The sequence below is a fragment of the Halobacillus sp. 12SKB genome (genome assembly GCF_052941655.1).
In genome coordinates this window covers 3,529,959-3,544,652 of sequence record NZ_JBRFWR010000001.1, presented here as the reverse complement: position 1 = coordinate 3,544,652, position 14,694 = coordinate 3,529,959, and the positions used below count along the sequence as shown (strand labels likewise).

Sequence of the window (14,694 nt, the reverse complement as noted above, 5' to 3'; positions counted from 1 at the left end):
CTTACATAGGAGTCCAAATATAAAAAGGAGGAGTTCAAAATGGGTTTATTCAAAAAAGTGAGTGTAGGAGTCGTGACAGCATCCTTAGGTTTGTCGCTAATGGGAGGCGGGACATATGCCTACTTCAGCGATACCGAAACAGCAAATAATACGTTCGGTATGGGGACGCTTGATATGTCCCTGGATCCAGAAGTCATTGTAGACATTGATAATTTGAAACCTGGGGACACGGTTTTGAGAGAATTCAAACTGGGGAATGAAGGGACGCTGGATATTAAGTCTATCAATCTATTAACCAATTACAGTGTCACCGATGCACAGGGGGATAATGACGGCATGGATTTAGGAGAACACATTCGTGTCAACTTCATGTGGAACTGGGATAAGGAAAGCGAACCAGTCTTTCAGACGACTCTGGCAGAATTGCAGTCCGAGGATCCGGATGTCGTAGCAAAAGATATCTTCGATCCCCTATGGAAGAAGCGTGGCGGTTTGGATGTTGGAGCCGAGGATACGCTTTGGGTTCAATTTGAATTCGTGGATAATGATGAAGATCAAAACGCCTTTCAGGGCGACAGTTTGAACTTAGAGTGGACGTTCAATGCGGAACAAACTGAAGGGGAAGATTACGAGTAAAACCACCTTACCTTCAGAGTTCATATATACGATATTAGGAGGGAGATTTTATGAAGAAGAGATTATTTACGTCTTCCATAGCGCTGACGGTGGCATTGAGCGGCCTTGGGGTGAGCGCTTCAAGTGTGCATGCAGATGAGGGCAAAGTGAAGATGAATGAAAAGTACGACACCCCGTCCTATATTATTGAAAAATGGGAAATGCCTAAATTCCCATCCATTACGAAGCAAAAGGTGTCGGAAGAGGAGATCGCATTATCTTACTTGAATTACCAAAAGGACAAATTCAAGTTGAAGGGGAACATCAATGATTATTTTAAAGTGGTGGAAACACAGAAAGACGACAAAGAAGGGACCACTCATGTCCGTCTGGTAGAGCAATTTGAAGGTGTACCTATTTACGGCTCATCACAGACGGTGACGTTAAACGAGGAAAATCACGTGAAAGCTTTCTTTGGACAAGTCGTTCCTGAACTGGAGAAGAAAGATTTGAATACGAAGGCTTCCATTGAGGGTGAAAAAGCCATCGAGGTAGCGACAAAATCCATTGAATCTGAAATAGGGGAAGTGAAGGACTTTGATGCTCCGCCTTCCAGTGAATTGTTCCTTTATGAGCATGAAGGAGAGTTTCACTTAACATACCTTGTGAAAGCATCCACCTCAAAGCCAGCCCCTGGTTATTGGCATTACTTTGTTGATGCTGTGAATGGGGATGTGGTTAAGGGTTATAACGCCATTGACCATGTGACAGGTTTTGGTAAAGGGGTTCTTGGAAACAAGGAAATCTTTGAAGTTACGAAAGAAGAAGGGCAGTACTACCTGTTTGATGGTACCCGTGGAGATGGGATTCACACGTTTGATGCCCTTAACATGGATCCGCTTTGGTTCAACATTTTCTCACAGCTGTTAGGCTACCATGGGGAAGAAGTGGTGAATGGTCATAAATACTTCTCAGATCCTGCAGCCGTCGATGCACACGTCCATGCAGGAGAAGTCTATGACTATTTCAAGGAGACCTTTGATCGTAACTCCTTTGACGATGCAGGAGCGCGAATGATTTCTTCTGTCCATGTCGGTGAAAATTGGAACAACGCCGCATGGAATGGGGTACAGATGATGTATGGAGATGGAGACGGAGAAACATTCCTTCCACTCTCAGGCGCGCTTGATGTCATCGGTCATGAATTGACTCACGCCGTAACAGACCGCAGTGCTGATCTTATTTATCAAGATGAACCAGGAGCCTTGAATGAGTCACTTTCCGATATTTTAGGTGCCATGGTGGATCGTGATGATTGGCTGATGGGTGAAGATGTCTATACTCCTGGAAAAGAAGGAGATGGGCTACGCTCTTTGAAAGATCCTTCCTCAATTCCGCATCCATTCTATCCGGATCGTGGATACCCGGATCACTACAGTGAGTTGTATACGGGTGATTTAGATAATGGAGGGGTGCACATCAATTCCAGTATCAACAACAAAGCGGCATACTTACTGTCTGAGGGTGGCACTCATTATGAGGTGAATGTAGAGGGAGTCGGAAGAGAAGCGACTGAACAAATCTATTACCGCGCCCTTACCAAATATTTAACACAGTCCTCTGACTTCAGCATGATGAGAGAAGCAGCAATTCAATCAGCTGTGGATCTATATGGAGAGTCTTCTCAAGAAGCAGCGTCTTTGGCGAGCGCGTATGATGCGGTAGGTGTAGAATGAATAGGAACAGCGTCGTTTAAAAAGAACCAAATCGCTTTATGATGTCTTCATTTAAAGCGAAAGCTTCAAAGCCTGGAGTAATCATCCTCCAGGCTTTTTTATTAAGGGAAAAGGACGTCGGACCGTTCCCTCGTTTTTGTATTTCTTTGCAGAAAACAAGCGGTATGTTATGTTTTGATGGAGATTGTTTCCAGTATAAATGGAAGCAAATATTAAAGACGCTGGAGCTTGAAGTAGGTGATGATTTTGAAAAAAAGACGAAACCTCTCAATCCTTGTAATCGTTCTCTTTCCAATTGTTTTGTGGGCTGCAATTGGAAAATCAGATGCATACGTTGAACCAGAAGAAGCCCTACACGCTACTGAAAAAGGTCTTACGCTGATCCCGGTTAAACAATTGAATGGAGAAGCCTTTTTCTTTTTTATTAAGGATGACCTTCATATAGGAGCTGTTAAAGTTCAAAAAAGTTTATTCGGCTGGGAGGCAGGAATGTTCTCCTTCAACCCATTAAATAGGGGAAGAATGGGGGAAAGGCTGAACCGGATTTTCGTTCATGGCGACGACCTCCTTTATGGTGTGATCCGAAAAGGAGACGAGCGATCAGTGAAGGTGGGGAATGATAAAGCTACCATGCTGGATGTAACAGCCGTGCTTCCTGAGAGTGAGTGGATTAAGCACCAATGGAAAGGTTTGTATATATGGTACATTGAAAAAGACTTGCATTCACATAATGAAATTGAACTTATACATAGGCAAGATAGAGAAGTCATTGATTCGATGGTCCTTAAAAGATAAATGAATGAGATCAAGGAGGGAACGTATGAAGATACAAATAATGGCTGGAAAATTCATTCAATTCGCGAGGGAAGAGTGTGCAGAGTCCAGTGACCTTTATGAACGGTTGTCTTTCCAAATCGCTGACGACCAGTATCTATTACAACTTTGTCTCGCAGCAAGAGAAGGGCAGCCGGTTCCAAACCTTCTCTTCGCAGCTGTTCACGATTTACTTTTGGGAGGCGCGGATCATGAGCTCGCCCATTTCTATCAGAGTGTAACGGATCATCCGGACAGGAAGCGAAATCCTTTTCCAATCTTCAAGGCGTTTTGTCGGGAGAATGAAGAGGCTATCCTTGATCGTCTACGAACAAAACGAGTCCAAACGAACGAGGTTCGCCGTTGTGCTTACCTTTACCCAGTATTTTGTTCCATTTATAAGCAAACGAATAAGCCTCTATCGCTCATCGAAATCGGTACAAGTGCCGGACTGCAATTACAGTGGGATCAGTACAGCTATTCCTATGGAGACGACCACATTTATGGAAACCAGGATTCGTTCGTTCATCTCACGTCCAAGGTAAGAAAAGGATCACTCTCTCCTGATGTACTGAAAGACACTCCTCCCGTGACAAAGCGGGTAGGGATCGATTTGCATGTCAGTGATTTAACAAAGGAAGAGGATGTTCATTGGCTGAAGGCGCTCATATGGCCTGAGCATGAGGAGCGGAGAAAGAATTTTGAAACCGCTGTCCAACAACTGAGAACTCATCCCCCCGTTTTAAAAGAAGGGGATGGAGTCGCCCTGCTTCCTGACATCGCTGATGAGATTCCGGGGGACACGGCTCTATGTATCTTCCATACCCATGTAGCCAACCAGATGCCGGAAAGTGTAAAAGGTGAGCTTCTTCGTCAAGTGGACGGGATTGGAGAGAAAAGAGAGGTCTACCATATCTACAACAATATGAATGATAGAAAGCTTCATGTGGATGCTCATGTTGATGGAGAGTTTAGAACAGAGACGATTGGTGAAACGGATGGGCACGGACGATGGTTTGATTGGGAGTTGAGGTCTCATTAAGGTTGTAGGTTTTGATTATACACCTGAAACTTGAGTATTATAAAAATAAGCCTGAAAAGACATTGTGAAAGGGGACGACCTATGCAAACGAACATCAGAAACGAAAAACCACAAGATTACAGAAGAGTGGAGGAAGTGGCGAGAGAAGCCTTTTGGAATTTATACTTCCCTGGATGTCATGAACATTTCGTTATCCACAAGATGAGAGAACATGAAGATTTTATCAAGGACCTCTCATTTGTGATTGAAGTTGATGGTGAGGTTGTCGGTGGAATCTTCTATACGCATTCAAAAATAGTCTCTGAAGATCAAACAGAACATCAAACGATTAGTTTTGGGCCTGTTTTCATTTCGCCTGACTATCATAGAAAAGGGCTTGGAAGAAAGTTAATCACTCATTCTATTCAAGCAGCGAGAGAAAAGGGATACCGCGCTATCCTGACCTTAGGGTTTCCCTATCATTATGAACCCTATGGATTTGTAGGTGGAAAACAATACAACATCTCCATGCCTGATGGAAAGTTCTATAAAGGTTTGTTGGTCCTGCCGCTCTATGAAGGTGCGCTTGAGGACATTTCCGGTTATGTCGTTCTTTCTGATGCTCTGGAAGTTGATGATGAGGAAGTCACTGCATTTGACCAATCGTTTCCTCTAAAAGAAAAGAAGGTTCAAGAAAGTCAACGTGAGTTTGAAAAAGCCGCATCGATGCTTGATGAATAAGGAATCATTTCATCCTTTTTAAATAAAAAGGCTCTGTTAAAGTTAGTGGTTGATATTTTATTATCTCGAAGCTATGTCTTCAAAGAACGGGAAGGATTGTGGAAGACTCCGTTTCGAGACTTTTGTTGAGTGGATGGGGGCTGCGGGGAATAGCTCGCTTTCCGCGGGGCCCCACACGAAGTGGGGTCGTTCGATGTTGGCACAGGACGTGCCGAACTTAATCGAACTTCCCCTATTCTTTTAAGCCTCCTCGGACTGCGTCCTGTGGGGTCTCACCCTGCACTTTTTCTCTTCGGTATCCGGTTCCGGCGCCTAGCGGCTAGTGAGACTTCCCTCGCTTCTGTACGATAAGTCAACATCGAATCACTTTGTTCTTCGTGTTTCCTTTATCTCCTCCAGCTCAGTCCAGTCCATACGCCGCTGATCGAGGCGCCTGCACACTTAAGTTAGGAGTCTCCCCATTCCCCTCCGCCCCTTTTCTATATCAGTGTCTCGAAACCACTTCCCGAATAATCAGCTAGTCAGTTAAATGGGGAGTATAAGGATAAAGCTCCCATGCCGAGGTACTTGAGCCCTGAAAAGCTTGATACAGAGCGTTTCATGCTTTTCCAATCGGGATAGCGGGAGACAATCCAACTTGGTAAAGGGGTTCGTTTCACATACATATCGAATGGGGTGGTTGGGAAGCTGCGAGACTCCCGTGGGAGAAGGAGATCGACGAGATCCCGCAGCACGCAGTCCGAGAAATCACGGCGCTTCCCCACAAGAAAGAGATTAGCTTCCCAGCCACATCATTCGAAGTGATAAATGAATGCTCTGTGCCACGGTGGAGGTTCTTCCATTATCTAATGTTTGAGGTATATAACGCTCAGGATCAGGCTTTTACGTACCTTATGATCTACTTCTCGCAATCATACGAACTGATCTTTTAAAAGTGGTTTCGAGAATCTTCCATAGCAAAGGGGCGGAGGGAAACGGTGAGACTCCTATGGGATGAGTGGGACAGGTGAGACCCCGGAAGGCGTAGCCTGAGGAGGCTCACCGCCCGCCCCATGGAAAGCGAACCTTTTCCCGGAGCCCCTAGAACCACACAAACATCTCGAAACTGAGTCTTCAACAAACGGGAGCGTTAGTTGTTTAAGCTAATATAAAAAAGAGGAAATACAATAAAATTTGGCCGTTCCTTTACTGTTGCTCATAATATCAATACTTAACTTTAACAGAGCATTAAAAGAAAAAGGATGAAGGGGGAGGACGAGCGCTGTAAGTTCAGGATGATGTTTAGTGCTAATTTTTTTATTATAATCATGAAAGATCATGTAATGTTAGCAAAAAGAGAGGATTTTCTTTTGTGACCCCATTGTCCTTCTCCCCTCCTCACCAGTAACAATCCATAGGCTTTCATCATACGTTGTTGTGAACGTAGTGGTTTGTGATTTCTGTGCGCAAAGACTGGAACTATGGAGGGGAAAACAAGTTGAATGAATTTCAAAATCAAATTCAGAACTTAGATGTCGGCGAATTTCGTGCTCAACAATTAGTCCCGAGTCAGCAGGCAGAAGCGTATTCGAATGATGCGCGTTTGTGTGTCGGCCTTGGATTCGGACTCGGAGGATGTTTCGGCTGCTTCAGTTGCTTTGGATGTGGCGGTTGTGGAGGCTGTGCCCGCTGTGGGGGATGCGGTGGTTGTGCCCGCTGTGCCGGATGCGGAGGCTGTGCTCGTTGTGGAGGATGCGCCCGTTGCGGCGGCTGCGGACGCTGCGGGGGTCGTTGATGGATCGACTTTTACAGACATAAGGAACGAGAATGAGAACCCCTGTCGGATATTCCGACAGGGGTTCTTCGGTGTTGTCCACGCATAACCTACGTGTCGGAATACATAAAATCGGTTAGGAAGTCACCTTAGTGGGCAAGGAGGAACGTCATGACAAAGGTCCAACCTTTCATGTGTTTGAAAGTCAAAAAGGGCACGTTCTTTATGCCGGAGACCGATCGTGTTTTTTTCAAAAACAATGCGGGTTCCTTCCGGATGGAAGGCCCGATGATCCACCAGTGGATTGAAAAACTCATTCCTATGCTGAATGGAAGTCATACGATGGAAAATCTGACGGACGGTTTGCCGAAGCCCTACCGCGAGCGGCTTTATGAAATTACCGACACGCTTTATCAGAATGGGTTTCTTTTAGATGTCAGTCAGGAGCGGCCGCATGAATTGAAAGAGCAGGTGGAGGAAGCGTTCGCCGCTCAAATCGAATACTTAGAAAGTTTCGTTGAGTCCCCTGCTTACCACTTCCAGCGGTTTCGTCAGAAAAAAGTGTTAGCGATTGGTGAGGGGACGATGGTGACCGGGCTCGTATCCGCCATGCTGCAAGCGGGGTTAGCCAATGTTTCCGTCTTCCTCACGGATCCAAGGAAAACAAACGTATATAGATTATCGGAATTAGAAACGGCCGCCAGAAAAGTGGATCCTGAAGCATCGGTGAGTATTTTTTTTGAAAAGGAACCACACTCCTGGGCGGATGAGATCGATTCTTATGATGCCGTTCTATACGTATCTCCGGAAGGAAAAGTGGATGAACTTCAGAACATCATGAACCATTGCCTTGAAAAGAAAAAAGCTTTCCTGCCGGCTGTCGTTCTAGGACCTTATGGAATGGCAGGTCCTTATATAAATGAAGCTTCAGAAAAAGATTGGCCGTCGGCCTGGCGCAGCCTGCCCGAGCATATGAAGAGTGGATCTCCATCCTTCATTGCGTCGAGACCCGCTCAGTCGATGCTTTCAACGGTTATGGTATTTGAACTGTTCAAGAAGATGATCGGTGTCGAAGAGCCTCATCAGACCAATCACACCTATCTCATGAACATGGAAACCCTTGAGGGAAAGTGGCATCCTTTTAAACCGCATCCACTCGTTACAAGGAACATTTCAACGGAAAAAATGAACGGTGGAGAGGAAAGTTCGAGTCCCATAAAAGACCAGAACGAATCGCTCTACTATTTTGGTGAGTTAACAGCAAGCCCTTTAGGGATCTTCCATCATTGGGAAGAAAAGGATCTGGAACAGCTCCCTCTTTCTCTATGCGGCGTTCAAGTGGTTCATGCCCGGTCACAAAAATTGACACCTGAGATCATTGCCGGAGGGAAAACTCATGAAGAGGCAAGGCGGGAAGCAGGTTTCATGGGGGTGGAGGCTTATGCGAAAACACTGGAACCTGAAATTTTACAAAGCCTCGTCCCTCATGCGGAGTCACCAAAGAGATTTTCTGATGACGTTTTCCACATCGGTGCAGGGGAAAATCACACCATATCCAGCCTCAGAGCATTGCAAAAAGCTATTGAAAACGTATGGACCAAGGACCATCACAAAGTCAAGAAAGCAAGGAAAATCACCTTGAACAGGTTCGAAGATGAGTCCTGCTGTTATTATTGGCAGGTTCTCAAGACGATGGATATGATACCAGAGCTTGCGATTTCAGAAGATGATTTCGGCTTCCCTGTGGTGTGGGTAAAAACGGCCCATAGCAAATGGAGGGGGACGGTTGCGCTGCATCAAACATCGGCCGTCCGTCAGGCGTTATTTCTGCTCATCATGGAGAAGCAAATGGATGGCCTTCCAGCTGCTTATTCCTTCTTTTCCTGCTCCCAGCTCGATTTTGAAAAAGAATCGATGGAACCGCTCGACCTCCCTTTTATGGAAGCGGAAAATAACAAAGAAGTCCTTCGTGGTGCAGTCGCCCAGTTAGAAAAAGGACAGCATAAACCTTTCTTTGTCAAAATCTCTATGGATCCTTTCGAGGAGGCTGGGGTGATCAATCTCTGCGGGGTATGGTTGGAAAGGGGGGACAGTCGATGAGCATTTTCATAACGGCCGTAGGAGAAGGCGATCTGCTTGATCATGTAGTGAAGGAACTAAAGACCCATTATGAAGTGACAAGTATTCAAGGTTTTGAAAAAACGGTACCGGACACGACGGATTTACTTCTTGTTCTAGAGGACGGTTGGAACCCGGCGACCTCAATCGTGGGAGAAAGAATCGCCAGGGAAAGTGGTGTCGATTGGCTGAGAGGGTTTGTAGCATTCGGGGAAGGAGTCATCGGCCCCTTCATCCGTCATGGCGGTGAGGGATGTTCTCAGTGTGCGGATTTGAGAAGAGTCATGACAGCAGGCGATCGCGAAGACCTTTGGACCATTCAACAGAAATTGACGGAGGATACACAGGCAAGACAGGATGAATGGGTTTCTGTAAGCGGGATCCTGCATATGACTTCTTTTATAAAAAATGAGGTTCAGCGTTGGGTTGAAGGGAAAAGCGTCTTGACAGATCAGGCTGTCCACCTGCTCAACATGAGGACATTGGAAAGCTCACGTCATCGCTTTCTGCCAGATTCCCAGTGTAGAAATTGCAGCAGGATTGTCGAAGATTCTCCTCGCCTTGCAGAGGTCGCGCTGAAGCCAAGTATGAAAATAAGTGAAGGCAGTTACCGCACAAGGTCCATGGAAGAGTTGAGCACATTCCTGACCAAAGATTACCTCGAACCCCGCACAGGGATCCTCAATCATAAAATGATCGATTTTGAAACCCCGTTCGCGGATGTGATTGTGAATCTCCCGCTTATGAACGGCAATGAAGGGTCGGCAGGGAGGACGAATTCCTATACGGCCAGTGAAAGGACCGCCATTCTGGAAGGGCTGGAACGCTTCTGCGGGATGGATCCGAAACGGAAGAGAACGCGTGTTTATGACTGTTACAGCAACCTCCGTTCAGCGCTCAATCCTTTGGATGTCGGCGTTCATTCAGCTGAACAGTATGCAAAAAAAGATTTTCCTTTCACTCCTTATCATCCCGATAAAAAAATGAACTGGGTGTGGGGGTATTCATTATTACAGGAAAAGCCGATTTTAGTGCCGGAAAGGCTTGCCTATTACAGCATGGGGTGTGGCGGCGGGTATATTTTTGAAACCTCCAACGGATGCGCGATCGGTGGAAGCAGGGAAGAGGCGATTTTCCATGGCATGATGGAAGTGCTGGAACGTGATTCTTTTCTTTTGACCTGGTATGCAGAACTTCCGCTGCCGCGTATTGACCCGTACTCATGCGGTGACCAGGAATTGCTTTTGATGATCGAGCGGATGAAAGAGATTGCTGGCTATGATCTGTATTTGTACAATGCGACGATGGAACACGGCATTCCTTGTATACTGACCGTCATCAAGAAAAGGAAAGCGGACTCCGGAGAGTTGAATCTGATCTGTGCCGCCGGCGCCCATCTGGATCCCGTGAAAGCTGTGAAAAGTGCAGTATTTGAAAGTGTCGGCATGATCGCTCCGTTGAATAAAGAGTTCAGGAAGAACAAAGAGAAATTTACTCAGATGCATAACGATTCCTTCCTCGTCGAAAAAATGGATGATCACGGGATGGTGTACGGACTCCTGGAAGCGGAAGAACGTCTCGGGTTTTTGTTGAACCAGAACGGGCCTCTTCAGACTTTCGAAGAAGCTTTTCACTATAAAAGTGTTCACTCAGACCTCACCGAGGATGTAAAAGACATTTTGAAAGTTTTTCAGAGATTGAACCTGGATGTCATCGTTGTCGACCAGACAGCGGGTGAATTGGAAAGGAACGGACTGCACTGCGTCAAAGTGTTGATCCCGGGGATGCTGCCGATGACTTTCGGACATCACCTCAGACGTCTGGAGGGGTTGAACAGAGTCTTGGAAGTTCCTAAGAAGCTCGGTTATACCGACCGGCCCCTTACCCCGGGTGAACTAAACCCCTATCCGCATCCATTCCCATGATGGCAGAAGGAGGCGTGTGATGGATCTTGACCGGTTCCTCTATCAATTGCAATTTCAATCGGAGCAGGTCATTCCTGCAAATTGGCAACCCGCTTGGGATGACGCTCCCCTTCCTTTTAAACTTTATCAGCATCGAAAGGAGATTCCGCTCGACTGTGACATTCCGTTTTCGTTAAACGAACCGTCCTTGGGTGCAACGACCGGACTTAAGAGGCTCAGTCATCTACTCTGGTATGCTTACGGGCAGACAGGATACAGTGAAACAACCATGCCGCAGACGGACGGAGCCGGCGTCGAAACCATCCATGCGTTTCGACGCTACGTCCCTTCAGGTGGGGGCTTGTATCCGAGTGAAGTTTATATCTATTTGAAAAACGAGGACGTACCCTACGGCATCTACCATTATGATGCCGCTCACCACCGTCTGCATCTGATTCGAGAGGGGAATTTCGATTCTTTTCTGACTGAAGCACTTGGAGGTCGCTGCGATTTATCTGAAGCGCAGGGAGTCCTGTTCGTGACGACGATGTTTTGGAAAAACTTCTTCAAATACAACCATTTCGCTTATCGTCTGCAAGGCCTCGATGCTGGAGCGCTCCTCGGTCAATGGCAGGAAATAAGTTCACGTGCCCGGTTTTCGATAAAGGTTCATTTTCAATTCCTCGACCGTCCGATCAATCATCTGCTTGGCTTGGATGAGGGGGAGGAGAGTACCTACGCTGTTATCCCTTTTGCAGAAAAAGAGCATTCTTTTATAAAACATGAAACAGGAAATCTGCCTGCCTCACAATGGAGCAGAGACATTCCAGAAATCAAAACCAGCCACTATCAACGTTCCACAAACGTCCTTGATTTTCCATACATTAAAAAAATCAATCAACAGGCCATGTTTGACTCTCCTGCACAATTCGGGCTTATCAAACACAATGAGCCCAATTTGATAAAGAATCCGACCCACCCCTTGCCGGAAGTTGAACCATTGGTTTACGATCTGGCCGAGGCGTGCCGTAAGAGACATTCACCAGAACTGAATTTTGTGAACCGAACCATTTCTTTAAAGCAGCTCGCTTTGCTTCTGAAAGAGACGATCAAACCATACCATACGGACCTCTATGCCGAAGACGGCCAATCTTCTTTGGCGGTCTATGGTTGTTTTCATGAGGTGGAAGGATTGCCTGATGGCGCTTACCGCTATGATGCACAAAGTCATTCATTGACCGAAATCGCTCAAGGGGATTTCCGTATCCCGTTGCAGAAGGCGATGAAGGTCGATAACGTCAACCTCCATCAAGTGCCGATCTGCCTTCATATCGTCGGGGAAGGGACCCACTATAAAAAAGCGTTCGGGTACAGGGGGTACCGGATTCAGCAGATGGAAGCAGGTATGCTCCTTCAAAGGCTGTTGTTGACAGCCAGTGCACTTGGCATGAACGGTCATCCGCTGCTTGGGTATGACGGGAAGGCTTGTGATCGGATTTATCAGTTGGAGAAATCAGGAGAAACAACGCTCATTCAAATCCCTATGGGCTGTTACCAACCGAAGAGTTCGCTTGTAGGAAGTATGCACACGTAATCTATAGTCCAAACCTTGTTTAGTGGAAGCGGAAATCTCCTGAGAGGTTCACAGGGGATTTCCGTTTTTTTAGCCTTGTCATGGGTGTTTATGTAAAGGAGGAAACGAGCAGTATAGTTGTGAACCATAGGGGAGGAAGCTAGAATAATAGAAAAGAAGGGAGATGTTCATATGAACGAAGAACAGCTGTTTAAACAGATTGACCTGGTAAGGCAAGCCACATTAAAACAATTGGAAAGTGTCACAGAGGCACAGGCCGATGATCAACCGGAAGGGTTCAAAAACACGATCCGCTGGAACATTGGACACATACACGTGGTGCAAAACGCCTTGCTGGCTAAGTTCGGAGGCAAACCTGTCGAAACGTCCCCCCGATACATAGAATTGTTCGCACCAGGAACAAAGCCTGCGGATTGGAAGGGCGACATCCCGTCTCTTGATGAGCTGAAACAAGTCCTCAAGGAGCAGCCGGAAAAACTGAAGGAAATCCTTAGCGGACAGCTGGATGATGAAGCGGCACAAGCTTTTCTATCCCTGCCCACAGTTGGTGAAATCCTTAACTTCACGATCTATCATGAGGGTGTACATACCGGCACAGTGAAAGCACTGAAAGAAAAGACAGCAGAGTGAATGAACGAAGAAAGCTGACTCGGTGGACGGGTCAGCTTTTTTAGTGATCCGGGTCCTTTTACTGACACGGTCATAAAGGGTCCGCACTGGATCAGGTTATATGGGGCGAGCACAAACTTTTCGGCTACCCCGGTATTAAATTCTTCATAACCCACGTGGAGCGTCTTCTAAACCAAGCACTGACTATCAAATATCAGAAAAAAGTGAATTCCCGAACATTTTTTTAACTTATTGACCCTTCTCCTTTGGATTGTTATGATTCTCCCTATAATTCAAAACAGCAGCACCTTGTATAAGTTCAGGAATACGGCCTGAACGTTTCTACCAGCTACCGGAAATAGCTCGTCTACAAGGGATGGAACGTCTATGTTCCTTTCCCTATGTAAAAGCGCCGGTAGTTTGCCGGTGCTTTTTTTCGTGTATAGGAGGGGACATCATGAGAAACTTTTTTCAATTCAAAGAACGTGAAACGAACTTTCAAAAAGAAACGCTCGCTGGAGTTACGACGTTTCTTTCCATGGCTTATATATTAGTCGTCAACCCGATCATTTTAAGTCAGGCAGGGATGGATAAAGGGGCACTGTTCACAGCTACCGCATTATCCGCCATTGTCGGGTCGCTGTTGATCGGGCTTCTTGCTAACTTCCCAGTAGGGATTGCACCGAGTATGGGACTGAACTCTTTCTTTACTTTTTCTGTAGTCATCGGGATGGGCATTGAGTGGCAGGTCGCTTTGACCGGTGTCTTCATCGCCGGGATCATCTTCATGATTCTCAGTCTGCTTAAGATCCGGGAGAAAATCATCAATGTCATTCCGAAAGATTTAAAGCATGCGATTGCAGGAGGCATCGGATTTTTCATTGCCTTCATCGGTTTGAAAAATGCCGGCATCGTCGTTGGGAGCGAAGAGACGTTTGTATCAATCGGTCAATTGACCTCGCCAACAACAGCCCTCGCCGCATTCGGTTTTATCCTTACGCTGATGATGCTTGTGCGTGGCATTCGCGGAGGGATTTTTTACGGGATTGTCATTACCAGTATCATTGGTATGATCGTTGGATTGGTGGATGTGCCTAAATCTGTCGTGGGAGAAATTCCAAGCCTCGAGCCAACCTTCGGTGTGGTATTTCAGCATTTAGGGGATATCTTCAGGCCGGAAGTCTTAGCGGTTATTTTCACTTTCTTGTTTGTCGCATTTTTTGATACGGCAGGCGCGCTTATTGCTGTAGCCAGTCAGGCGGGAATCATGAAAGACAACAAAATTCCAAACGCAGGCCGTGCGCTATTGGCTGACTCCACATCCGGAGTGGCAGGAGCCATCTTCGGAACATCGACGACGGCTTCCTTCGTCGAATCTTCCGCGGGTGTTGCTGTCGGCGGACGTACAGGATTTACGAGCGTTGTGATTTCAATCTGTTTCTTTATTGCCTTGTTCTTTTCACCTGTCCTTGGTGTCATTACACCAGAAGTGACGGCACCTGCGTTGATCATCGTCGGTGCTCTTATGGCGACAGAAGTGAAAGAAATCGACTGGAGCCGATTTGAAATCGTTGTGCCGGCGTTTGTCACGATCATCATGATGCCGCTCACGTTCAGTGTCGCGACTGGAATCGCCCTTGGTTTTATTCTTTATCCGTTTGCTATGATTGCGAAGAGAGACTGGAAGCAGGTACACCCGATCATGTACACGCTTGGTGGACTGTTTATTATGTATTTTGTATTTCTGTGAACCTTCTTGCATTCATCCTATATAAAAAAAGATCTGCCTC

At 46.3% G+C, this 14,694-nt stretch carries 11 protein-coding genes and 1 riboswitch; all 11 genes read left to right on the top strand.

Annotation, left to right across the window (positions count from 1 at the left end):
- The first annotated feature begins 39 nt into the window (after positions 1-39).
- The 11 genes from ACQ4XT_RS17665 (at position 40) to ACQ4XT_RS17615 (ending at position 14,654) form a co-directional block, all read left to right on the top strand.
- Complete coding sequence (locus tag ACQ4XT_RS17665; protein WP_446854806.1) at positions 40-636, top strand: CalY family protein; 597 nt, start codon at positions 40-42, stop codon at positions 634-636.
- Positions 637-686: 50 nt separating this feature from the next.
- The gene (locus tag ACQ4XT_RS17660) at positions 687-2,351 is read left to right on the top strand and encodes a M4 family metallopeptidase (RefSeq protein WP_446854805.1); all 1,665 of its coding nucleotides are present in this window, start codon (positions 687-689) and stop codon (positions 2,349-2,351) included.
- A 246-nt stretch (positions 2,352-2,597) separates the two neighbouring features.
- Positions 2,598-3,146, top strand: coding sequence for a hypothetical protein (locus tag ACQ4XT_RS17655; protein WP_446854804.1), 549 nt, complete (start codon positions 2,598-2,600; stop codon positions 3,144-3,146).
- 25 nt (positions 3,147-3,171) lie between these two features.
- The gene (locus ACQ4XT_RS17650) at positions 3,172-4,206 is read left to right on the top strand and encodes a DUF2332 domain-containing protein (protein WP_446854803.1); all 1,035 of its coding nucleotides are present in this window, start codon (positions 3,172-3,174) and stop codon (positions 4,204-4,206) included.
- Between the two features lie 81 nt (positions 4,207-4,287).
- A complete protein-coding gene (locus ACQ4XT_RS17645) occupies positions 4,288-4,926 on the top strand; it encodes a GNAT family N-acetyltransferase (protein ID WP_446854802.1) in 639 nt (212 codons plus the stop codon).
- A 1,477-nt stretch (positions 4,927-6,403) separates the two neighbouring features.
- Positions 6,404-6,700: a hypothetical protein gene (locus tag ACQ4XT_RS17640; protein ID WP_446854801.1), complete on the top strand. Its 297-nt coding sequence runs from the start codon at positions 6,404-6,406 to the stop codon at positions 6,698-6,700.
- A gap of 150 nt (positions 6,701-6,850) precedes the next feature.
- Positions 6,851-8,779, top strand: a complete 1,929-nt coding sequence (locus tag ACQ4XT_RS17635) for a bacteriocin biosynthesis cyclodehydratase domain-containing protein (protein WP_446854800.1) — start codon at positions 6,851-6,853, stop codon at positions 8,777-8,779.
- Positions 8,776-10,722, top strand: coding sequence for a TOMM precursor leader peptide-binding protein (locus tag ACQ4XT_RS17630; RefSeq protein WP_446854799.1), 1,947 nt, complete (start codon positions 8,776-8,778; stop codon positions 10,720-10,722). Before ACQ4XT_RS17635 ends, ACQ4XT_RS17630 begins: the two co-directional genes overlap by 4 nt.
- A gap of 19 nt (positions 10,723-10,741) precedes the next feature.
- Positions 10,742-12,295 (top strand): SagB/ThcOx family dehydrogenase, encoded by a 1,554-nt coding sequence (locus tag ACQ4XT_RS17625; protein ID WP_446854798.1) that lies wholly within the window; start codon positions 10,742-10,744, stop codon positions 12,293-12,295.
- Positions 12,296-12,466: 171 nt separating this feature from the next.
- Complete coding sequence (locus tag ACQ4XT_RS17620; RefSeq protein ID WP_446854797.1) at positions 12,467-12,925, top strand: DinB family protein; 459 nt, start codon at positions 12,467-12,469, stop codon at positions 12,923-12,925.
- A 268-nt stretch (positions 12,926-13,193) separates the two neighbouring features.
- Positions 13,194-13,294: riboswitch (purine riboswitch) on the top strand.
- 67 nt (positions 13,295-13,361) lie between these two features.
- A complete protein-coding gene (locus tag ACQ4XT_RS17615) occupies positions 13,362-14,654 on the top strand; it encodes an NCS2 family permease (protein WP_446854796.1) in 1,293 nt (430 codons plus the stop codon).
- Positions 14,655-14,694: the final 40 nt, after the last annotated feature.

What these genes read in the sequence shown, in the direction of transcription:
- ACQ4XT_RS17645 (WP_446854802.1), top strand. Translation starts at nt 4,288, where the DNA reads ATGCAAACGAACATCAGAAACGAAAAACCACAAGATTACAGAAGAGTG.
- ACQ4XT_RS17635 (WP_446854800.1), top strand. Translation starts at nt 6,851, where the DNA reads ATGACAAAGGTCCAACCTTTCATGTGTTTGAAAGTCAAAAAGGGCACG.
- ACQ4XT_RS17665 (WP_446854806.1), top strand. Translation starts at nt 40, where the DNA reads ATGGGTTTATTCAAAAAAGTGAGTGTAGGAGTCGTGACAGCATCCTTA.
- ACQ4XT_RS17630 (WP_446854799.1), top strand. Translation starts at nt 8,776, where the DNA reads ATGAGCATTTTCATAACGGCCGTAGGAGAAGGCGATCTGCTTGATCAT.
- ACQ4XT_RS17615 (WP_446854796.1), top strand. Translation starts at nt 13,362, where the DNA reads ATGAGAAACTTTTTTCAATTCAAAGAACGTGAAACGAACTTTCAAAAA.
- ACQ4XT_RS17625 (WP_446854798.1), top strand. Translation starts at nt 10,742, where the DNA reads ATGGATCTTGACCGGTTCCTCTATCAATTGCAATTTCAATCGGAGCAG.
- ACQ4XT_RS17660 (WP_446854805.1), top strand. Translation starts at nt 687, where the DNA reads ATGAAGAAGAGATTATTTACGTCTTCCATAGCGCTGACGGTGGCATTG.
- ACQ4XT_RS17650 (WP_446854803.1), top strand. Translation starts at nt 3,172, where the DNA reads ATGAAGATACAAATAATGGCTGGAAAATTCATTCAATTCGCGAGGGAA.
- ACQ4XT_RS17620 (WP_446854797.1), top strand. Translation starts at nt 12,467, where the DNA reads ATGAACGAAGAACAGCTGTTTAAACAGATTGACCTGGTAAGGCAAGCC.